The 19837-nt window shown below is 60.7% G+C and carries 18 protein-coding genes and 1 pseudogene; 7 read left to right on the top strand and 12 right to left on the bottom strand.

Annotated elements, in window-relative coordinates; translation table 11 throughout:
* Window positions 1–62: 62 nt before the first annotated feature.
* From K0V07_RS00710 to K0V07_RS00700, 3 genes and pseudogenes are all read left to right on the top strand, one after another.
* Window positions 63–1472, top strand: a complete 1410-nt coding sequence (locus K0V07_RS00710) for an efflux RND transporter periplasmic adaptor subunit (protein ID WP_220622616.1) — start codon at window positions 63–65, stop codon at window positions 1470–1472.
* Between the two features lie 23 nt (window positions 1473–1495).
* On the top strand, window positions 1496–4732 hold the full coding sequence (locus tag K0V07_RS00705; RefSeq protein ID WP_220622615.1) for an efflux RND transporter permease subunit: 3237 nt from the start codon (window positions 1496–1498) through the stop codon (window positions 4730–4732).
* Window positions 4729–6129 (top strand): annotated as a pseudogene (locus K0V07_RS00700) (TolC family protein); the annotation flags it as partial. The gene K0V07_RS00705 and the pseudogene K0V07_RS00700, both read left to right, overlap by 4 nt.
* 237 nt (window positions 6130–6366) lie before the next feature.
* Here K0V07_RS00700 and K0V07_RS16465 read toward each other — a convergent pair.
* The 12 genes from K0V07_RS16465 to cutA all read right to left on the bottom strand — a co-directional run bounded on the left by K0V07_RS16465 (window position 6367) and on the right by cutA (window position 17267).
* A complete protein-coding gene (locus K0V07_RS16465) occupies window positions 6367–8742 on the bottom strand; it encodes a heavy metal translocating P-type ATPase metal-binding domain-containing protein (RefSeq protein ID WP_345778159.1) in 2376 nt (791 codons plus the stop codon).
* 237 nt (window positions 8743–8979) lie between these two features.
* A complete protein-coding gene (locus tag K0V07_RS00685; RefSeq protein WP_220622613.1) occupies window positions 8980–9663 on the bottom strand; it encodes a sulfite exporter TauE/SafE family protein in 684 nt (227 codons plus the stop codon).
* A gap of 60 nt (window positions 9664–9723) precedes the next feature.
* Window positions 9724–10011 (bottom strand): hypothetical protein, encoded by a 288-nt coding sequence (locus K0V07_RS00680; protein ID WP_220622612.1) that lies wholly within the window; start codon window positions 10009–10011, stop codon window positions 9724–9726.
* A gap of 23 nt (window positions 10012–10034) precedes the next feature.
* The gene (locus K0V07_RS00675) at window positions 10035–10271 is read right to left on the bottom strand and encodes a hypothetical protein (RefSeq protein ID WP_220622611.1); all 237 of its coding nucleotides are present in this window, start codon (window positions 10269–10271) and stop codon (window positions 10035–10037) included.
* Window positions 10272–10448: 177 nt separating this feature from the next.
* Window positions 10449–11846, bottom strand: a complete 1398-nt coding sequence (ccoG, locus tag K0V07_RS00670) for a cytochrome c oxidase accessory protein CcoG (RefSeq protein WP_220622610.1) — start codon at window positions 11844–11846, stop codon at window positions 10449–10451.
* Window positions 11847–11936: 90 nt separating this feature from the next.
* Window positions 11937–12497 (bottom strand): cbb3-type cytochrome c oxidase N-terminal domain-containing protein, encoded by a 561-nt coding sequence (locus tag K0V07_RS00665; RefSeq protein WP_220622609.1) that lies wholly within the window; start codon window positions 12495–12497, stop codon window positions 11937–11939.
* Window positions 12478–12669 carry a cbb3-type cytochrome c oxidase subunit 3 gene (locus tag K0V07_RS00660; RefSeq protein ID WP_220622608.1) on the bottom strand — a complete coding sequence of 64 codons (192 nt, stop codon included), beginning with the start codon at window positions 12667–12669 and terminating at the stop codon, window positions 12478–12480. The genes K0V07_RS00665 and K0V07_RS00660 overlap by 20 nt, the downstream gene beginning before the upstream one ends.
* Before the next feature lie 51 nt (window positions 12670–12720).
* Window positions 12721–15270 (bottom strand): cytochrome-c oxidase, cbb3-type subunit I, encoded by a 2550-nt coding sequence (ccoN, locus tag K0V07_RS00655; RefSeq protein ID WP_220622607.1) that lies wholly within the window; start codon window positions 15268–15270, stop codon window positions 12721–12723.
* Between the two features lie 30 nt (window positions 15271–15300).
* Window positions 15301–15504, bottom strand: a complete 204-nt coding sequence (locus tag K0V07_RS00650; protein ID WP_220622606.1) for a hypothetical protein — start codon at window positions 15502–15504, stop codon at window positions 15301–15303.
* A gap of 259 nt (window positions 15505–15763) precedes the next feature.
* Window positions 15764–16555, bottom strand: a complete 792-nt coding sequence (locus K0V07_RS00645; RefSeq protein WP_220622605.1) for an alpha/beta hydrolase family protein — start codon at window positions 16553–16555, stop codon at window positions 15764–15766.
* Between the two features lie 135 nt (window positions 16556–16690).
* The gene (locus tag K0V07_RS00640) at window positions 16691–16849 is read right to left on the bottom strand and encodes a small basic protein (protein WP_220622604.1); all 159 of its coding nucleotides are present in this window, start codon (window positions 16847–16849) and stop codon (window positions 16691–16693) included.
* 64 nt (window positions 16850–16913) lie between these two features.
* Entirely contained in the window at window positions 16914–17267 is a 354-nt protein-coding gene (gene cutA / locus K0V07_RS00635) for a divalent-cation tolerance protein CutA (RefSeq protein WP_220622603.1), read from the bottom strand.
* Between the two features lie 152 nt (window positions 17268–17419).
* Here cutA and K0V07_RS00630 point away from each other — a divergent pair, with 152 nt between their 5' ends.
* The 4 genes from K0V07_RS00630 to K0V07_RS00615 all read left to right on the top strand — a co-directional run bounded on the left by K0V07_RS00630 (window position 17420) and on the right by K0V07_RS00615 (window position 19708).
* The gene (locus K0V07_RS00630) at window positions 17420–17632 is read left to right on the top strand and encodes a DNA-directed RNA polymerase subunit omega (protein WP_220622602.1); all 213 of its coding nucleotides are present in this window, start codon (window positions 17420–17422) and stop codon (window positions 17630–17632) included.
* Between the two features lie 88 nt (window positions 17633–17720).
* A complete protein-coding gene (smpB, locus tag K0V07_RS00625; RefSeq protein ID WP_220622601.1) occupies window positions 17721–18197 on the top strand; it encodes an SsrA-binding protein SmpB in 477 nt (158 codons plus the stop codon).
* Between the two features lie 274 nt (window positions 18198–18471).
* Entirely contained in the window at window positions 18472–18939 is a 468-nt protein-coding gene (locus K0V07_RS00620; protein WP_220622600.1) for a tRNA (cytidine(34)-2'-O)-methyltransferase, read from the top strand.
* Between the two features lie 28 nt (window positions 18940–18967).
* Window positions 18968–19708 carry an acyl-ACP thioesterase domain-containing protein gene (locus tag K0V07_RS00615; protein WP_220622599.1) on the top strand — a complete coding sequence of 247 codons (741 nt, stop codon included), beginning with the start codon at window positions 18968–18970 and terminating at the stop codon, window positions 19706–19708.
* Window positions 19709–19837: the final 129 nt, after the last annotated feature.

The following is a 19837-nucleotide window of genomic DNA, read 5'->3' as shown; positions in this document are numbered from 1 at the left end:
CCAGTAGATACCTGATGTTGACAGGGGAGCGGTGTTCTGCGAACTAACAACTTCCACTATCTATGAACCTGTCAAAAACGTTCGGGTCCGGCCTGGGAGGACTGGCCATCTCTCTAACTACTCTTTCTCTTTTGCTCGCCGGTTGCGCTGATGAGGCTCCCCCGCAGCAGAAGTCCCACGCGCGCACGGTAACGGCCGCCACGGTAGAGGCTAAAAACGTACCCCTGTACTACGATTCGCTGGGTAAGATCACCGCCCTGCAGAGCGTCAACATCGTCTCGCAGGTCGATGGCCAGATCGTGGACATCCATTTCGAGCAGGGGAGCATCGTCAAGGAGGGCGACCTGCTCTACACGATCTACCAGCCGCCTTATGAGGCCATGGTGACCGAGGCTAAAGGCCGCCTGCAGCAGTCGATTGCCGCTCTGGAGATCGCCAAGCTCGAGGTTGAGCGTAGCCGCCCCCTCGTGCCCCAGAAACTCGTCGCTGAGCAGAATTTCGAGCAGATGGAGGCCAATGTCATCCAGCTGGAGGGGCAGGTCCAGGAGAACACCGGTGCCCTCGAAGCCGCCCAGATCAACCTGAACTACTGTTCGATCACCGCGCCGGTTTCCGGCATGATCGGCGTTTATCAGGTCAATAAGGGCAACGTGGTCTACGCCTCTGCGAACACGCAGTTGACCTCGATCCAGCAGATGAACCCCATTTACGTGGACTTTATCGTCCCGATCACGGTTTTCCCGGAGATTCAGGAATATTACGACAAGGCCGACCGTAAGCTCACCATCGAGGTCAGCCCGCTCGGTAGCGGCACGATGGAGAAGAAAATCGTGCGCGACGCGGACATGACCATCCTCGGTAATCTCGTGGCCTCCAACACCGGGACGATCAACCTCCGTGCCACGATGAAGAACAGCGATTACGCCTTCTGGCCGAATCAGCCCATCGCCGTACGCATCATCATGACGGTCCTTCAGGACGCACTGGTTGTCCCGAAGGGGGCCGTGGCCTACGGCCAGCAGGGCGCCTACGCCTTTGTCATCAAGTCCGACAACACCGTCGAGCAGCGACCGATCGAGGTCGGGCAGCTCCAGGCCGATAACACGATGGTTATCAGCAAGGGCCTGAACAAGGGCGAGCGCGTGGTCGTCGAGGGGCAGGTATTTCTCATGCCGGGTAACGAGGTCATCGTGGCCAGCGACAACCCGAAGCAAAACCGCCTCCCCAAGTCCACGCTGGACGGGGTTATTGAGATCCTCAAGAAGTACGACAAGGGCTCTCCCGAGCTCTACAAGCAGATCGAAGAGTCCGGGCAGCTGCCGCTCGACCTGATCGAGGGGCTCAAGAAGCACGACAAACTTTCCACCAAAGAAGCCGCCTTTATCGAGCAACTGGAAGGCTACGGTGACGCCGGCAAGGACAAGCCAGGACAGAAAACCTCGCAGGATGCCTCCGGGCAAACCTCCAAGTAAACCCGGCCCTGAGACTCTAAGCCATGGCATCCATTTCCGAACCCTTCGTCAAACGTCCGGTGATGACGCTGCTTTGCGCGTTGTCGGCCCTCTTGTTTGGCATCTGGAGCTACACTCAGCTCCCCGTCAGTGACCTGCCCAACGTTGACTACCCGGTCATCCAGGTTCAGGCCAGCTACCCGGGCGCCAGCCCGCAGATCATGGCCGCGAACGTTGCCTCCCCGCTGGAGCAGCAGTTCCTCCAGATTGACGGGATCGAGATCATTACCTCGTCGAATACCCAGGGGAACACCAGCATCGTGCTGCAGTTCTCGCTGGATAAGAGTATCGACGCGGCTGCCACCGACGTGCAGTCGGCCATCAACCGCGCTCAGGGTAACCTGCCTCAGGACTTGCCCAGCCCTCCGACTTACCAGAAGACGAACCCGAACGAGCAGCCGATCTACTATATCGGCCTGGCCTCGAACACCATGACCGAGGGCGACCTGTACGACCTCGCATTCATGCAGGTGGCCCAGCGCATCCAGATCGTGCCGGGGGTTTCTCAGGTTAATGTGTACGCCTCGCCCCGTGCTGTGCGTATCCAGCTCGACCCGGAAAAGCTTTATCAGCGTGGGCTGACCTTCAGCGACATCACGACGGCCATCCAGCAGGGGACGAATAGCCTCGGGGCTGGCCAGATCAAGGGCAACACGATGATTTACACCATCCAGCCCAATGCCCAGCTCGACCATGCCGAGCAGTACGGTGACCTGATTGTCGCCGTCAAGGACGGGCGCCCGATCTTTCTGCGTGATATCGGCGAGGCTGTGGATGGTATCCAGGATGAAGACCTCGCCCTGGACTACTGGCAGGAGGGCGTCCCGGATGGTGCCGCTGTGGTCGTTCTGGCCGTGCAGAAGGCCGACGGTGCCAACGCCGTGACCATCACTGAGGATGTCCGTGCGCTCTACCCGGAGCTGCGGGAGCTGATCCCGGATTCGGTCATCATCGAGGAGATTTACGACCGTTCGACGACGATTAAGGCCTCGGTGGACGATGTGCAGGAAACGCTCATCATCGCCTTTGTGCTGGTCTGCGGGGTCATCTTCCTCTTCCTCGGGCGCGCCCGTGATACCCTGATCCCGGTGGTGGCCCTGCCGATGTCCCTGCTGCTGACCTTCGTGGTCATGCACCTGCTGGGCTACACGCTGGATAACCTTTCCCTCATGGCCCTGACGCTCTCCATCGGCTTCCTGGTGGACGACGCGGTCGTGTTCTTGGAGAACATGGTGCGGCGTATGCAGGATTACGGTGAGACGCCGCTAAAGGCGACCCTCAACGGTGCCAAGGAGATCAGCTTTACCATTCTGTCGATGACCCTGTCGCTGGCGGCGGTGTTTATCCCGCTGGTCTTTATGGCCGGGCTGATGGGGCGCATCTTCCGCGAGTTCGGGATCACGATTGTGGTGGCCGTGCTCATGTCCGGTCTGGTCTCGCTCACGCTGACGCCGCTGATGTGCGCGCGCATGCTCAAGCAGCACGACAAGAACAGCCAGACAGCAATGGAGCGCGTGGCGCACCACCTGGAGGCGTGGCTGCTCAAGTACTACGGCTCGTCCCTGCATTTCTTCCTCAAGCATCGTTGGATCTCCGCCCTGTGCTGGGTGGCCTGTATGGCGGGTGTGGTCTGGTTCCTCATGCTGGTGCCGAAGACCTTTATCCCGACCGGGGACAGCGGCTTTATCCAGGGGGTGTTTATCGCCAAGTCCGGTGCCTCGGACGACATGATGCAGGATTACCAGAAAAAGGTGAAAGAGGTCCTGCGCACCAACCCCTACATCAAGAACTTCGTGACCGTGACCGGGGTGGGGCAGTTTATCCAGAGCAACTACGGGATCGCCTTTATTTCACTCGTAGACACGGACAAGCGCCCTCCGATTGAGGAGGTCACCCAGATGATTAACGGTGGTCTGGCCACGATCCCGGGGATCATCCCGGCCGTGCGTGCGCAGCCCTCGCTGGAAATCAGTACGGGTGCCACCAACACTAATCTCGGTGCCTACGCCTATACGCTCTCCGGTCTGGACACTGACGGCATTTACAAGGCCTCCCAGCAGTTGGTTGGCGCGATGTACCAGAGCGGTATGTTCAGCAGCGTCCAGAGTGACCTGTACCTGAACAACCCGCAGATCGAGATGGATATCAACCGTGATATTGCCTCCGTCTACGGGGTCACCGCTACGGACTTCGCCACGATCCTGAAGGACGCCTACTCGCTGAACTACAGCTACCTGATCAAGAGCCCGTTCCTGCAGTATCAGGTCATTGTGGAAGCTGCTCCGGACTGGCGTGCCGAGCCCGGTCAGCTCAGCGCACTGTACATGCCGAGTGCCCTCAACCAGAGCGATCTGTATATCGGCCAGTCACAGGACTTTGTCATCGATAACAATCTGGTGCCGCTGGATCTGGTCGCCAGCTACAGGGAGGATGTCGGCCCGCTGGCTGTTAACCACTTCAACAACTTCAGCTCGGTCACGATCTACTTTGACCTTATGCCCTCGGTTCCGATTGGCTCCGCCACCGATTTTATATCGAAGACGGCGGATCAGGTTGTGCCTGAGGACGTCATGACCCAGTTCCAGGGGCAGGCGCTGCTCTTCCGCGAGACGATCGTGAGCATGGGGATTATGGCCATCGTGGCCATCTTCGTCATGTACGTGATCCTCGGTATTCTCTACGAGAGCTACATCCACCCGATTACGGTGCTGACCTCGCTGCCGGTCGCTGTCGTCGGTGGCCTGGGTACGCTGCTCTTGCTGGACCAGACCTTCTCGCTCTACGCGGGGATCGGGATGTTCATGCTCATGGGTATCGTGAAAAAGAACGGTATCATGATGATCGACTTTGCCATCATGCGTCAGGCTGAGGGCATGGACCGCCGCGAGGCTGTCCACGAGGCCTGTATGGAGCGTTTCCGCCCCATCATCATGACCACGGCTGCCGCCCTGCTTGGTGCGGTTCCGATTGCTCTGGGCTGGGGCGCTGACGCCGCCGCCCGTAAGCCGCTGGGCTCCTCCATTGTCGGTGGTTTGATCATCTCGCAGTTGATCACGCTCTACATCACCCCGGCGCTTTATCTGTACTTTGATGCTTTCCAGGAGAAGGTGACCGACAAGATCCCGCTCTTCCACCGTGGCGAGCGCATCAACACCTCGGTACCTCCCGAGCCGGACGAGGAGCATGCCTCCGAGACCGATAAGCAGAAGGGGGACGCATGAGCCGCCCCGATCCGCACCTTTGTTCCTCCCAGCCAGTGACGACCATGACTCGCACGCGTTTTACCCGATTCCCCCTCAGTGCCGGGGTCCTCGCTCTTGGAGCCGGCCTCCTGCTGACTTCCTGTGTGAATGTTGACGAGGAGGTCTCACGACGTCCCAGTGAGCTGTGGAAACCGCCCTCCGAAGCCCTGCCCAGTGGTGTGGTGACGGTGCCCGGCCCCCGTCCGACATCGGCCTCGGCCCAGCTCGGCACGAAGCCCATGGACCTGCCCTCGCTGCTGGATGTGGCGCTGGAGAACAACCCCGAGACACGGACATCCTGGTACCAGGCCAAGGCATCAGCCGCCGCCTATGGGCAGAGCCAGAGTGATTACTATCCGACGGTAACGGTCAGCGGCAGCATCGGCCGCGAGTACCTGAAGAACTACCTCGTGCCCGGTACGGAGCGCGCCACCACCTATGGTCCTTCGCTGACCATGAACTGGCTGCTGTTCAACTTCGGCAAGCGCTCGGCCACGGCAGACTCCGCCCGCGAGTCCCTCTACGCCGCGAATTTCTCCTACAACCAGACTTACCAGGACATCGTCCAGCAGGTCGTGATCGCGTACTACGATCTGCATGCTGCGAACTCCTCGCTGGCGGCGACGGAGGCTTCTCTGGAGAACGCCAAGGCCACCTATCAGGCCGCCAAAACGAAACTCGACACCGGCCTGGGGAACAAGCAGGACATGCTTCGCTCTCTGGCTGAAGTGAAGGCCGTCGAGGCGCAGTTGGAAGAGGACTACGCGAGCATCGAGCAAGCCCGAGCCCAGCTCGCGGCCTCCATGGGGATCAAGGTCGGCGAATACCTGAAAATTCAGGCCCCCGACGAGCCGCCCAGCTTTGCGGAGATCGACGAGGGCGTGAGCACGCTGGTCGCGCTTTCCCTCCAGCAGCGCCCCGAGATCCTTCAGGCCTACGCGGCCACGCGCTCGGCGGAGTACGACCTTGAGGCGGCCAAGGCCGACCTCTGGCCCGAGCTCAGCCTGCAGACCGAGAGTTCCTATCAGCACGCAATCAACCAGTACAATAACCCGATGGTTTACGCCCAGGCGGCGCTCGTGCTGGAGTGGGATGTTTTCCAGGGCTTTAACAAGAAGTACGCCATCGAAAAGGCCCGCTCGGACCTGCGCGCCCAGCAGCAGGCGGTGATCAATCAGAAGCTTCAGGTGGTCTCAAACGTGTGGACCTACTACTTTGCCTTCCGCTCCGCCATCAAGCAGGTCGATGCCCGCAAGGAGGCCGTGGCCGCCCAGCAGCAGGCCTATGATGCGATTTCCATCGGCTACGAGACCGGTATCAACAGCTTGCTGGACCTGCTCACCGCGCAGCAGGACCTCGACGCCGAGCGGCAGTTGCTGATCGATGCCGAGTCCAAGCTGGCCAACTCCATCGCCAACCTCGCCAACGCTGTCGGCTCGCTGCCGCAGCCGGCCCAGCAGATCGAGGAGCGCTACAGTCGCGCAAAGGTCTCCAAGGAAGAGCTTGAGGAGCAGGCTGTGGACGGGCTTTTCCGTAAAAGCGATCCCGACCCCAAGCCCTTGGCCCCGCAGTGGATGGAGGATGAGGACGAGGACTCTGACTCCGCCGGGACCTCAGGCACGACCGAGCTGCAGCCCCACGATACTCAGGGTAACGAGCGAGCTCAGTGGCATAATGATGGCCGCGATGAGGGGGTTCATGAGGCCAGCCAGGCACAGCAGGACGGCCAGGGCGTTGTAGACCACGGCGAACCCGAAAACGTTTCTGACGGCCAGGCGACGCCTCCGGGCCAGCTCGAATAGCCGAGCCAGCCCGCGCAGACTGCGCCCGACCAGATAAAAGTCCGCCTTTTGCTCCAGCAGACCCTTGTCGACCACGGGGGTGCCGCGGCAGGCGGCTGCATCGAAAGCCAGCGAATCGTTGGCACCATCGCCGATCATCAGCGAGGAGTCAGGCGCATGGGTCTCGATCCAGTCGGCCTTTTGCTGGGGGCTGAGGCCGCCCAGTCCGCTGGCCTCGGGCAGGCCGAGCTTGGCCATGAGGCTGCCGACCTTTTGCTGGCGGTCACCGCTGAGCACATGCAGTTGGAAACCCTTCTGCTGGAGCGCTGCTATCTCCTCCATGGCGTCGGGGCGCACCTCCTCCTCAAAGGCAAAGGCCGCGACGATGGCGCCATTGCGACGAAACTCACAGTCAAAGGCATTGCTGGCATCCGGCGGGATGGTGCCCGCCGTGCTGGCTTCGCCGCTCCAGCCGGGCCGACCGAGCGACCAGCGGTCATCACCGCTATGCCAGACCAGCCCGTACCCGGCGTGATCGACGACGTCATCCACCGCCGTCGTGGCAGGGGCCTGCCCGAGATTTTCCCGCAACGCACGGCTGACGGGATGCAGGCTACGCTCGATCAGGTGCCCGAGAGCTGCACGCGCCTCCGTATCGAGCGTGGCGAGGGCTTCGGGGTTACGCAGGCGTGGTGCCTCCAGAGTGAGGGTGCCGGTCTTGTCGAAAAGAATATGCCGCACGCGGCCAAGGCGTTGCCAGAGGCTGTCCTCGCGCACGAAGACCCCCTCGCGCCTCAGGCGGGAGACGGCCAGCTCCCCGGCCAAGGGGAAGGCAACCCCGAGAGCGCAGGGGCAGGAAACGACCAGCACGGAGATGAAGACTTGAAGCGCGTTGACGATGCCAGCGCCCGCCAGTATCCAGCCGAGCCCGCCGAGGACGGAGAGGGTGAGCACCGCGATGAGGTAAACCTTCAGGACGCGTTCGAGGACAGCGTGACGTCCAGAGTTTTGGCTGATCAGGAGCAGGCGGCGCAGGAGCGAGTCCTTCCAGGTCTCTACGGCCACCAGCGAGAGCTCGGTCATCCCGCTGGCCAGCGCGCCGGCAGGCACGAGCTCACCCGCACGGATGATGCGCGGCTCGGACTCGCCGTTGATCCACTCCAGCGAGAAGGTCGCCTCCGAGCCCTCCAGTCGGGCGCAGACGGGCACCAGCCCGCCCGGCTCGATGAAGAACCGCTGCGCGGCGCGGAGCTTGTCCAGAGGTTCGGGGGCGCGTTCACCGCCGGGAGTTTCGACGGTAACATTCTCAGGTCGATGGTCGGCGCTGAGGAGGCGGTTGCGGTTCTTTTCCAGCGCATACTCCTGGGTCCAGCGCCCCAGCAGCATGAGAAAAATGAAGATGGCGACGAAATCGAAGTAGATCAGGCTCGGGTGCCCGCTGAGCCAACCAGCCAGGGAGCCGAGATAGGCAGCACTGACCCCGAGCGCGATGGGCAGGTCGATATGCAGCACACCCCGACGCAGGGCGGCTACCGCTCGCGTGATGAAGTACGTGCCCCCGGTGGCCATGCACAGGGTGGCGAAGAGTACGGTGAGCAGGTCGAGCCAGCGGGCCAGCGGAAAGTCGTCCTCCATGCCCAGATAGCGGGGCAGGGTGAACATCATGGCGTTGAGGGCAAAGGCCCCGCACAGGCCGAGCCGGGAGGTCAGCCGGTGCGTGTCGTGCCCGCGTCGGGCCGTAGCGGGTCCGGCCAGGTAGCCAAACTGCTGCAGCTCGCGCAAGAACCCGACCGCGTCAAACGCTCCGGCCTGCCAGCTCAGGCGCATTTGCCCGCGCTGGGCGTTGACCTCGATCCCGCGTCCGCCGGGTTGCCGGTCAAAGAGCTTGTCGATCAGCCAGACACAGCCGATACAGGAGATGCCCTGCACGTCGAGTACGAGGGCAGGCTCTTGCGGGTTCTCTGTCTCTGCCTCGGTGATCAGGGGTTCCAGCCAGGCATAGTCGCGGGGCTGGAAGGGTACGCCCTTGACCGGGTCTGAGGCCCCACGCCGCAATTGGTAAAACTGATCCAGCCCCTGTCCCTCGATCAGCCCGTGCACGAACTCACAGCCCTTGCAGCAATACTGCTCATCCGGTGTGTGCGGACGAAAATGCGTGCCACAGTGCGTGCATTCGCGGCTGGCAGGAGTCTTAGGGGAGTCGTTCACGGTGAGAGTGTTTTAATAAACTGGATGGGTCACGAAGAACACAAATAAACACGAAGATCACAAAGGCTTTTTCAGCGTGTCCACTGGAATCGGAAAGGCAAACTGGCAGCGACATCTATGCTTGGCCATGTGGTCAGAAAAGTCCGCTAGGGTTGAGTCAACTTCTGTTGCCCATACAGCCGCGTTGGCGGCGGCATCAGTGATGCGGGAGCATCACTGGTGCAGGGCTGCGCCCTGCTAGTGGCAGATCATGCCGTTTAGGCCGTCGGAGCTGGCAAGCATGCGCCAGCTGATGAGCGCGGCGGCTGCCAGGGCTATCCCGCACTGCGTCCAGCGCAGGCCGCTGGCCGGGAGTCTTTTCCCCAGCCAGAAGTAGCCGCTCTGCCCGGCCCACAGGAGCGGGATAGTCCCGAGCGCGAACCCGAACCCCAGCTGAGCGCCGACGGCCGAAGAACCACTGAACAGGCACAGCGTCAGGATCAGGTAAAGCGGGCCGCAGGGAATGAAGGGCGTAAACAGCCCCAGCCCGACGCCGACCAGCGGACGCGGCCACTGGCGGAGCTTAGCGGTCACGCGGGCATAGGTGCGGTGCCAGATGGCGGGCTTGGGGATGTAGCGGTCGAGCCTAAAGGCCAGCGTGAGCAGCAGTGCGACCATCACCCACGGGAAAATCCGTGCCGCCTGCGCCGAAAAGACGTTGAGGGCGGCCGAGCCAATCCAACCCGCGACGGCCCCGAAGAGCGCGTAGGCGACGACGCGCGCGGCATGGTAACCGGCGATGGCGGGCGTCAATCCGCCTCCGGCCTTACCCATCGGGAGCACGGCGCAGCCGATCGGCCCGCACATGCCCAGGCAGTGCGGACTGGTCAGCAGCCCGGCAACAAAGGCCGTGGCCGCTCCGTCGATGACGTAGATATCCATGCGTCAGAGAGAAATTAAAAGGACCCTGATGGTCGAATGAGACGCACCTTAGCGCAAGTTTCAGCGCAGTAGCAACATTTCGGCGACGATTTCGATCGGTCCGCTCAGCAGCATGACCGTCCAGTACAGTTTGTACGGGCTCTTTTTCTCATGCAGCGCGCTGGCTAGCGCAAAGCGGCCCCAGTAGAGCAGGGACAGACCGAGGAACAACACCATGCGGGGTTCATTGCGCCCATCGAGCGCATAGACCAAGACGTTATACAACAGCGTCCCGCCCAGATACACCCATAGCGTGGGTAGCAGCGGCCAGGGGCGCTGGGATTTGCTGGCTGTGTGGACTTCCTCCATCGGCCTTCAGCCCCCTTGGGTGCTTATGGCGCCGCGCTGCTGGCGGTCTGCTCTGTGTGCTCCACTTGTTCCAGCTCGACGTTGGCAGGCCGGTTTTTGGTGGCGATCATGATGATCGTGGTCCATGCGCCGATCAGGAGGAGAAAGGCCAGCACGACCCAGAACCAGAGTGATTGCAGCAGGCTGCGGCGGCGTGCGGTTGTGGGGGTGGGCGCGGTGCTCATGGACGAAATGATGATGGCCTCTTTGGGCTTTGGCAAAAGCGTTTTCCCTAGGGTCTGTTCAGGTAAACGCTCAAAGCGGCAGAAAATGAGTCTTTTCGGTCTGGAATCGAGGTTTTTCGACTCGATGAATCTGGATTCACCTCGTCTCAAAACCGCAATCCAGCCTCGAAAAATCCCTCATTTTTCCATCTTTTCCGTTTGCCTGAACAGGCCCTAGGGAGAGATCAGGCGCGGGTCGGGGCCGAGGAAGTTTACCTGTTTGGTCACTTCAAACTCTCCCGGCTCGCCCTTGAAGTGCAGCGTCACGGTGCTTTCGCCCTTATAGTCAGCACGCTGCTGCATGAGTACGAGCGGCCGCTGGACCTCCTCCATGGGGGCCAGCTCGACGGCCTGGTCGAACCCGGCGAAGCTCACTCCCGGCGCGCTGCTCTCGATGGTGAGGGTGTAGGCGACCGGTGCGTTGCGCTTGTTGATGAGGCGGATGAGGAACTGGTTGCGCACGTCGTTCTGGTCGACCACGTAGGGGGAGCCGGGCATGCGCACGAGGCTGACACTGCCAGGCTTGAGGTGGCTGGCGGCAAAGGTCATCACCCCCGCGCCCAGCGCAAGCAGGGCCAGATAGGCAAAGAGGCGGGGTCGGATGATCTTGCGGGCCTTTCCGGCGAGGCCGTTGAGCGAGTCGTAGCGGATCAGTCCGCGCTCGCGCCCGAGCTTGTCCATCACGGTGTTGCAGGCGTCGATGCAGTTGGCGCAGCCGATACACTCGATCTGTAGCCCCTGACGGATGTCGATCCCGGTCGGGCAGACCTGTACGCAGCGGTTGCAGCCGATGCAGTCGCCCACGCCCTCGCGCTTGGGCGGGCCGCGGGGCTCGCCGCGCTTGTCGTCATAGCCGATGACGAGGGTGTCGTCGTCGATCAGTGCGGACTGCAGCCGCCCGTAGGGGCAGATAAAGATGCACAGCTGCTCGCGGAACCAGGTGAAGTTGAAAAACAGCAGCAGGGTCGAGACTACGACGAACAGAAAGCTGTCCCAGTGCTCGAGCGGCCCATCCAGAATGTAGCCCCACAGCTGGGGGACCGAGACGAAGTAGGCCAGGAAGACGTTTGTGATCAGGACCGAGACGATGGCGAAAAAGACGTACTTGGTGCCGCGGCGAAGGATTTTTACCGGGTCGGCCCACGAGACCTTGTCGAGCTTGCGCTGGCTGAGCGCGTCGCCCTCCAGCAGGCGCTCGATACGCCGGTACACGTGCTCCATGAAGACCGTCTGCGGACAGGCCCAGCCACACCAGAGTCGCCCGAAGAGCGCGGTGACCAAAAACAGTGTGAAGCCCAACCCCGTGATAAAAAAGAAGGCCATCCACATGTCCTGCGCGGCCAGCGTATACCCGAAAAAGTGAAAGCGCCGGTTAGCGACATCGAAGAACAGCGCCGGGTAGCCGTTGATCGGTATCCACGGCATCAACACATAAAAGAGGATCAGAGCGATGCCGCTGATCCGCCGCCACAGGCTGAACTTCCCCGACACATCCGCCGGGCGCAGAAAGTTGCGCGAGCCATCGACGTTGATGCTCGTGACGGATTCTCGGACTGGGGATGCTTTAGCCACGGGGTTACTCTATCATGAAAGCTGCTCTTGGGCAGGCCATTCTGCAAAAGAATGCTGTACCAACATCACGGGTGCAGAACTCGGCCCTGCCTAGTCGGTTTTGACGACGGCTTCGCTTTCCATCTTTTCGCGGTCACCGTGCTTGGAGAGGATAAAGGCTACGACCTCGGTGATCTTTTTCTGCCCCAGCAGGCCGCCCCAGGTGGGCATGCCCTTTTCGGGAACGCCGTCGTAGATGGTGGCGTAAATGTTTTCGGGCAGGTGGCCGTGCTTCCACTGGTTGTCCACGAGGTTCTCACCGATGTCCCCGGAGAGGTCGGACTTGTGGCAGGCGGCGCAGTTGGCCATAAAGGTGGCCTCCCCGGCGGCGACGAACTCAGGGTTGGCCTCCATCTTCCAGAACAGGTCGTTGTCGGTGACGTCGATCGAGTTCGAGAGCTTGATGCGCTCGATGCGGTTCATGGCGGCGTTGATGCGCTCGCCGTCTGTCATGCCGACGTTACTCTGGAAATAGAAGAACCAGTAGCCCACGGAGAATATGATGGCGCTGTAGAGCGTGAACAGCCACCAGTTGGGGAGCTTCTGGTCGTACTCCTGAATGCCGTCGTAGACGTGGTCGCGCAGGGTGATGTCAGGTTTCTTTTGAGCCATGATCGGGGGAAGAATGTTCGTTTTCCAGCGGGAGGTTTGCCATGTGGTCGCGCTTCTTTTTCTTCATCAGGATGGCGCGCACGACGATGACCAGAAACACGCTAAAGGTCAGCACGAAGCCGATGATCGGCACGATACTGGTCCAGTCCTCGTAGGTGATGCGGTGAAACATGGGTGAAGCCGGTTAGCGGTTACCTGTTGTTCGGTTCTCCGTTCGCTGTTCTCAGTTCTTGGTGTCGGCCTTGATGTCGCCGGTGGGGTCGAGGTCGTCTTCACCGGTGATTTCGGAGACGACGTCCACGGCCTCAAAGTCCTGTTCGACCGGCTCCTCGCCCTTCATGCGGAAGGCACCGAGCTTTTGCACATAGGCGATCAGGGCGATGATCTTCTTATCCGCCAGATCGGGAGCAAGCTCTGCGGTGCGGGCTTTGACCTGCTCGTCGGTCCAGTCCGGGTTGAGGTCGCGCAGGTCCTTTTCGATAATGTTGGAAGCGATTTCCGTGCCCTGGATTTTTACCTGCTCGTAGATCTCGGACTCGCCGTAGTCGAGCGGGTAGGGGACGCCGAGCTTACGCATGGCGTTAATCTTCATCGGCAGGGCGGACTTACTGTAGTCCTGCTGAAGCAGCCAGGGGTACTTGGGCATATTCGAGCCCGGTGAGGGATCGCGCGGGTTGAGGAAGTGCCGGTAGTGCCAGGTGTTGTCGCGCAGACCGATGCGCATGTACTGGTGATCCTTGGCGATGGGTCCGCCTTCACGCGCGAGGTCCGGGCCGGTACGCTTCGAGCCCCACTGGAAGGGGTGGTCGTAAATGGATTCGCCGAGGCGGGAGTACCCGTGGTCGCGTCCGTAGCGCATCACGTCCGGGACGAGCGTGCGGATCATCTGCGAGTGGCAGTTGTAGCAGCCTTCGGATACATAGATGTCGCGCCCGGCCAGCTCCAGTGGCGTGTACTCGATCTGGATACGCCCCTCGCGGTTATGGGCTGGATCGACCCAGAGGGTCGGGATGATCTGGACGGCTCCGCCGATGGCGGCCGCGATGATGGTTAAAATCGTAAACCCGAAAGTGTGCTCCAGAAGCTGATCGTACCACTGGCTCCACTTGGCGCCGCTGACCTCGAAGTGGATAATCGCCATCAGGACAAAGAACGCCGTGCCGAAAAGCCCGGCCAGCAGGACCAGCCCCTCACCGAAGATCCAGAGCAGCGAGCAGATGATCATCGCAAAGGTGTACAGGACCGGAGCGTTGAGGTAGGTGGCGAAGCGGCCCTTGGCGTCTCCGTGGGCTTCCTCAGTGACCTCGATAGTGCCGTTGACAGCCATGCCTGCGCGGACGGTCATGATGATATTCACCGCCAGCATGCCGAAGCCGCTGAGGTAGAGGAACCCGCCGATGGCACGCAGGATGTAGGCGTTCTGCACGATGCCCGATTCAAGCACTTCCACAAAGTTCGGGTAGGCCAGCAAGGTGCCTTCCTGGGTGGTGGCGTTGTACATCAGGCCTGAGCCGATACCGCCGACCCACATGGCTGCGATGTAAAGAAGGATGCCGACCAGCCCGACCCAGAAGTGCATGTTGGCGAGGCCGGGTGACCACAGTCCGGCGCAGCTCGTGCCCGAGTACTTCGGGTCGCTCTCGTTGCCCTGGCGGTTTTTCCACAGGCGAGGAGCCAGCCAGTAGAACATGCCCGCGGCCATGAAACCGTTCCACCCGAGGGTGCCGGCGTGGACGTGGCCGATGGTCCAGTCCGTGTAGTGACTGAGGGAGTTGACGGCTTTGACCGCCATGAGCGGCCCTTCAAAGGTAGCCATCCCGTAAAAGGTGACACCTGCGGCGAGAAACTTGATCACCGGGTCCGTGCGGAGGCGGTCCCAGGCCCCGCGCAGGGTGAGCAGGCCGTTCAGCATGCCGCCCCAGCTCGGTGCCCACAGCATGAGGCTGAAGAGCATCCCGAGGCCTTGCAGCCACCCTGGCAGCGCGGTGTTCAGGAGGTGGTGCGGCCCGGCCCAGATGTAAATGAAGACCAGCGACCAGAAGTGAACGACAGACAGACGATACGAGTAGATGGGGCGATTGACGGCCTTCGGGATGTAGTAGTACATGATACCGAGGATCGGCGTCGTTAAAAAGAATGCCACGGCGTTATGTCCGTACCACCACTGCACGAGTGCATCCTTAAACCCGCCGTAGATCGAGTAGCTGTGCAGCCAGCCGGTGGGCAGCGCCAGGTTGTTGACCACGTAGAGCATCGTGATCGTCACGATGGTGGCGATGTAGAACCAGATCGCGACGTAGAGGCTCTTCTCGCGGCGGATGCCGAGGGTCCAGAAAAAGTTGGCGGCAAAGACCAGCCAGATGCCGGCTACTGCGATGTCGATCGGCCAGATCAGCTCGGCGTACTCCTTACCCTGCGTGAAGCCCAGCGGCAGCGTGATGGCAGCCGCTACGATAATGAGCTGCCAGCCCCAGAAGTGCAGGTTGGAGAGGAAATCCGAGGCCAGACGGCACCGGCACAGCCGCTGCGTGGAGTAGTAGATGCCCGCGAACATCATGTTCCCCACAAAGGCGAAGATGGCGGCATTCGTGTGCAGCGGGCGCAGGCGCCCGAAAGTCAGAAACGACGTGTCGAAGTTCAGCTGCCAGAAACTCAGCTGGCAGGCGATGAAGACACCCGCGGCCATCCCGACGATCCCCCAGAAAATGGAGGCGAGCATGAAGTAGCGGACGATGCGGTCGTTGTATTCTACGGTAACGGTCTTAGCGGGCATGATTGCGGAGAGAGAAACAGATTGCTCGGCTTAGTGGGCCGGGGGCGTTGGCCCAGGCGGATTCTGTGGTGGAGATTTCGGCTTGGCCGGGCGGGACTTCTCCTCCTCAAACGGAATTAACGCATCGCTCTCAGGGGAGGCGAAGCGGTTACGGTTCCGGTCGCGATAAAATAAAATAATAAAAACCGCGGCCAGAATCAGGCTCAGTAAGAGGGTGAGGAAAAGCACCTCCATGATTAAAAATGCTAATTAGCAAAAGTAATGAATAAAATGGAGCCGACAAGGAAAAAGGCACCAATATTTTTATCTCCGCACTTTCAGGCGGACTTGCCCGGATGGCTTGAATAATAGGCAATTAAACGATTCCAAGTCTCAATAAGGTGAGGCAGGTGGGCCTCGGGTTGATAAGTTCGTCTTATTGAATGCTCGGTGGTTTCTTATGCTCGCGCTGCGATCGGGCAGTATCTCGATAAAACCTAACGGTTCCCCCTGGCTAGCTGCAGAGCGGTAGCCAGGCGAGCACGCGCTGGATCCACTGGTCCCAGAAGCCCCAGTCGTGGGTGCCGGGGCCTTCCTCGTAGGAGAGGGGCAGGCCGAGATCAGAGGCGTGCTGGCGAAAGCTCTGGTTGTCGGCGTAGAGAAAGTCCTCCGTACCGCAGCAGGCGTAGAGGGCAGGCAGGTCCGTGCCTTTTTCCTTGGCCTGCCGGATGAGGGCGAGCAAATCGGCATCGGTGCCGGTGATGGCGTCGGGATCTGTGAATGCCGCCCGCATGTCTGCGGGGACGGTGCTGCCATCGGTACGGCTGGCGGCGATGCGACTGGGCAGGTCGAGGGCGCCGGAGAGGCTGGCCGCAGCCGCGTAGTTTTGGGGATTGCGCAGGGCATGGAGAAAGGCGCCGTACCCGCCCATGGAAAGCCCGGCGATAAAGTTGTCCTCCCGGCGGTCCGAGAGGTGGAAAAATTCACGGCAAAGCCGGGGCAGCTCCTCGGAGAGGTAGGTGAAGTAGCGCGGCCCGTAGGCCATGTCCTGATACCAGCTCAGATGGACATTGGGCATGACGACGGCCAGCCCGAGCTCGGAGGCGTAGCGCTCGATGCTGGTGCGGCGCATCCAGATCGTGTGGTCGTCGCTGCGGCCGTGTAGCAGCCACAGCGTGGGGTGGGGGCCTTTACCGCTGCGGCCCTTCAGGCCGACCTGCGAGGTGGTCTGTTGGGGCAGGATAACATTAATGGCGCTGGCCATGCCGAGCGCCTCAGAGTGCAGGTTGCATTGGATAAAGGCCATCTGGCCTTTATTCAGGGCTGTCTGCTGGCAGCTGGCAAAACGAAAAAGACCCCGCCGGGCCCGGCTCAACTTTATGCATGAAAAAAGCCCTTCCGTTTGGAAGGGCTTGGGCAAAATGCTGAAAAGCGTATTGGCTTATTCGTCGGGCTTGGTCTTCTTCAGGCCCAGGACGCGGTCGCCCTCTTTCCACTCACCGCGTTCGCGCAGCAGGTCTACGCGTTCAAAGCGCTTGAGCACGGAACGTTTCTTGCGGGCGGCGGCAGCGCCTTTCATAAAGCTGGGATGCTGGGACATGACTGGTCTTTCGTTGAAAAAGAGAGGGAGCAAAGCGTTTCCTGCGGCAAAGGCAAACAAAAATTTACCTGCGGGGCGGGAAAGGTGGCTGCTGGCGGGGCGGGCGCGTTACTTCATCGGCCCATTGGATGTACTCGGGAGTGGAGACGGGCACGGGCAGGGCGACCCATTGAAAAACCTGATAGGGGTGGTTTTCGTGAAGCCATTCGACGAGGTCCTGCCCCCGTTCTTCGGGAAATTTAATGGCCAGGCGGAACTCGGGCTGCATTTCATCGCGGCCCTCCCAGTGGTAATGGGACATGATGGGGCCCTCGACCTGCACGCAGGCCGCCAGCCGCTCACGGGTCAAGCCTTCGGCCAGACGCCGGGCATCGACATCGTTGGGGGCGGTGGTCCAGCCAATCATCAATTGTTTCATACGGAGACGGGTATAGATGCCCGTGGGCAGAAGTTCACGCCAAAAGTGATTGAGGGGCAATTCGGACGGTGTGAGAATTTGCTTGCGCCTATCGCGTGGCGGGTTCATTTTTTCCCGCTTTTCCCCAGTCAGGTACCAACAGGAGGACTAGTTTGAGAGACGAATACTTAATAGAGGCCCAGAAGGTCATCGACGATCCGAACGTTTTGATCAATGTCGTGTCACGCCGTGTCAAGCAGCTCAAGTACGGGATGAAGCCCCTGGTTGAGTCGCTTGAAAAGCTTGAACCCGAAGACATTGCGCTGCGCGAAGTCATCGAGGGCAAGATCGACTACGAGCTGTATCGCCCCGAAAGCGAAGCTTGATGACGGGCCGCTGAGGCCTCGCACACCCCGTAAAGACTCTTCCGTCTGGGCGACTGGGCGGAGCGGCCTCTGCATCCCGGATTGACCGATGGCAGCCAAAAAGAAAGAACAGGAGCGCTACCGCGAGGTCCGCAATTCCAAGGCGGGGCGTAACTTCTTTATTGGTGAGAAGTTCGAGGCCGGGATCAAACTCACCGGCACCGAGGTCAAATCTATCCGCGCCGGTAAGGGCCAGATCAACGACGCCTTTGTCCGCATCGACCGTGGGGATGTGCCCACGCTCTACGGCTCGCATATCCTGGAGTACGAGTTCGGCAACCGGGAGAACCACAACCCGACCCGGCCCCGCGTCCTGCTCCTGCATAAAAAGGAAATCGACCGCCTCAAGCTCGAGATGGAGGCCGGTGGGCAGGCACTGATCCCGCTGCGCCTGTATTTTAAATCTGGCCTGATCAAGCTCGAGATCGCCCTGTGCAAGGGCAAGAAGCTCTTCGACAAGCGCGAGGACATCAAGAAGAAGGACCAGATGCGCGAGGCCGAGCGCGCCATCAGCTACCGCCGGTAGGCAGGGCTAAGCCCTGCACGCGTGATGCTTCGCATCGCCGATGGGGCTCCGCCCCATCGTTCGCAAAGGCTCGCTGCCCCGGTACTGCCTTACCCTGCCAATACTCTTCTCATTTGTTTTGAGACGACGAATTAGCCACGGATGAAACACGGATATTTTTTATGAAGAAAAAATCTGTGCTCATCTGTGAAATCAGTGGATAAAAACAAGACTCGTTATCCATGAGGCACGCTATTGTTGACTGGTCCAGTCGGACTTCCCAAACTTCTTCGTGATGCTGCACATCGTCCTATTTCAGCCAGAAATCCCGCAAAACACGGGTAATGTCGGGCGCATGTGTGCGATTACAAAGTGCCGCCTGCACCTGATCCATCCGCTGGGGTTCACGATCACCGACCGGCACCTCAAGCGCAGCGGCATGGACTACTGGTACTCGCTCGATGTTCACCACCACGCCGACTGGACGGCATTCCGGGCCAGCGAACACGCCCCGAAGCGACTCTGGCTTTTTACCACCAAGGCCACACAGGTCTACTGGGATGCGAAGTTTGAGGAGGGTGACGGCTTAGTCTTCGGTAACGAGGGGCACGGCAGCCCCGAGTGGCTTCATACCGAGGTCGGTGAGAACCGCGTTACCCTGCCGCAGTATAATCCCGAACTGCGCTCGCTCAATCTCTCCACGGCCGTGGGCATCGCGACCTACGAGGCCCTGCGCCAGCTCCGGGTCCCGGCCAGGATTTAGCAGCCGCTCATTCTATTTTTTGCACCCCATGTCATCCAAAGTCGGTTCCTTCCCCTTTCACATCCAGTCCTACATGTGCGATTTTCAGGGGCGGGCTCCGATGCCGCTGCTGGGCGGGATGATCCTGCATGCAGCCAGCCGCCACGCGCACGAGCGCGGGTTCGGGTACGAGCATATTTCACGCGACGGCGTCGCCTGGGTACTGACAAAGATGGCGATCGAGTGGCTGGAGCCGCCGCACCGGGATCAGTCGCTGACGATTGAAACCTGGGTGGAGGCGGTGGCCCGCTTTTACACGCAGCGCTGCTTCCGCTTTCTGGGTGAGCAGGGGCAGCCCATCGGCTACGCCCGCAGCGTGTGGGTCGCCCTCAATATGGAGACCCGCCGGCCGGTCAACATCCCGTCCTGGCGTCCGGACATCGCGGACTATGTCTGCGAAGAGACCGAGTGCCCGATTGCGCGCATGAAAAAGATCCCGGCTGGCACACCTGATGGTGTATCCGCGCGCGATTACACGGTGGGCTACAGCGACATCGATATCAACGGCCACCTCAACAGCGTGAAGTACATCGAGCATAGCCTCGATGTGTTCGACCTGTCTGAGTACCGGGAGAAAGCCATCCGGCGTTTTGAAATTACCTATCTGGCCGAGGGTTACTTCGGGGACGCGCTGCGCCTGACGCGTCACGATCTCTCCGAGGACGAGACCGTGGTCGAAACCCTCCGCGGCTCCGAAGCCATCTGCCGCTGCCGCCTTGTGTGGGGGTAGTAGTTTTGCGTTGGGGGCTCTGCGCCCCCCGGGTTGCACCCGGTGGCATTGATGGGGCTCTGCCCCATCGCTCACTGCGTTCGCTGCCCCGGTTAACAGACAATTCCAAACACTAGTATCGCTGACACG

Source organism: Ruficoccus sp. ZRK36 (assembly GCF_019603315.1).
GTDB lineage: Bacteria > Verrucomicrobiota > Verrucomicrobiia > Opitutales > Cerasicoccaceae > Ruficoccus.
The sequence above is the reverse complement of the archived record's forward strand: the minus strand, read 5'-3'. Positions and strand labels throughout refer to the sequence as shown.

What these genes read in the sequence shown, in the direction of transcription:
- K0V07_RS00710 (WP_220622616.1), top strand. Translation starts at nt 63, where the DNA reads ATGAACCTGTCAAAAACGTTCGGGTCCGGCCTGGGAGGACTGGCCATC.
- K0V07_RS00705 (WP_220622615.1), top strand. Translation starts at nt 1,496, where the DNA reads ATGGCATCCATTTCCGAACCCTTCGTCAAACGTCCGGTGATGACGCTG.
- K0V07_RS00685 (WP_220622613.1), bottom strand. Translation starts at nt 9,663, where the DNA reads ATGGATATCTACGTCATCGACGGAGCGGCCACGGCCTTTGTTGCCGGG.
- K0V07_RS00680 (WP_220622612.1), bottom strand. Translation starts at nt 10,011, where the DNA reads ATGGAGGAAGTCCACACAGCCAGCAAATCCCAGCGCCCCTGGCCGCTG.
- K0V07_RS00665 (WP_220622609.1), bottom strand. Translation starts at nt 12,497, where the DNA reads ATGGCTCAAAAGAAACCTGACATCACCCTGCGCGACCACGTCTACGAC.
- K0V07_RS00660 (WP_220622608.1), bottom strand. Translation starts at nt 12,669, where the DNA reads ATGTTTCACCGCATCACCTACGAGGACTGGACCAGTATCGTGCCGATC.
- ccoN (WP_220622607.1), bottom strand. Translation starts at nt 15,270, where the DNA reads ATGCCCGCTAAGACCGTTACCGTAGAATACAACGACCGCATCGTCCGC.
- K0V07_RS00650 (WP_220622606.1), bottom strand. Translation starts at nt 15,504, where the DNA reads ATGGAGGTGCTTTTCCTCACCCTCTTACTGAGCCTGATTCTGGCCGCG.
- K0V07_RS00645 (WP_220622605.1), bottom strand. Translation starts at nt 16,555, where the DNA reads ATGGCCTTTATCCAATGCAACCTGCACTCTGAGGCGCTCGGCATGGCC.
- K0V07_RS00640 (WP_220622604.1), bottom strand. Translation starts at nt 16,849, where the DNA reads ATGTCCCAGCATCCCAGCTTTATGAAAGGCGCTGCCGCCGCCCGCAAG.
- cutA (WP_220622603.1), bottom strand. Translation starts at nt 17,267, where the DNA reads ATGAAACAATTGATGATTGGCTGGACCACCGCCCCCAACGATGTCGAT.
- smpB (WP_220622601.1), top strand. Translation starts at nt 17,721, where the DNA reads ATGGCAGCCAAAAAGAAAGAACAGGAGCGCTACCGCGAGGTCCGCAAT.
- K0V07_RS00620 (WP_220622600.1), top strand. Translation starts at nt 18,472, where the DNA reads ATGCTGCACATCGTCCTATTTCAGCCAGAAATCCCGCAAAACACGGGT.
- K0V07_RS00615 (WP_220622599.1), top strand. Translation starts at nt 18,968, where the DNA reads ATGTCATCCAAAGTCGGTTCCTTCCCCTTTCACATCCAGTCCTACATG.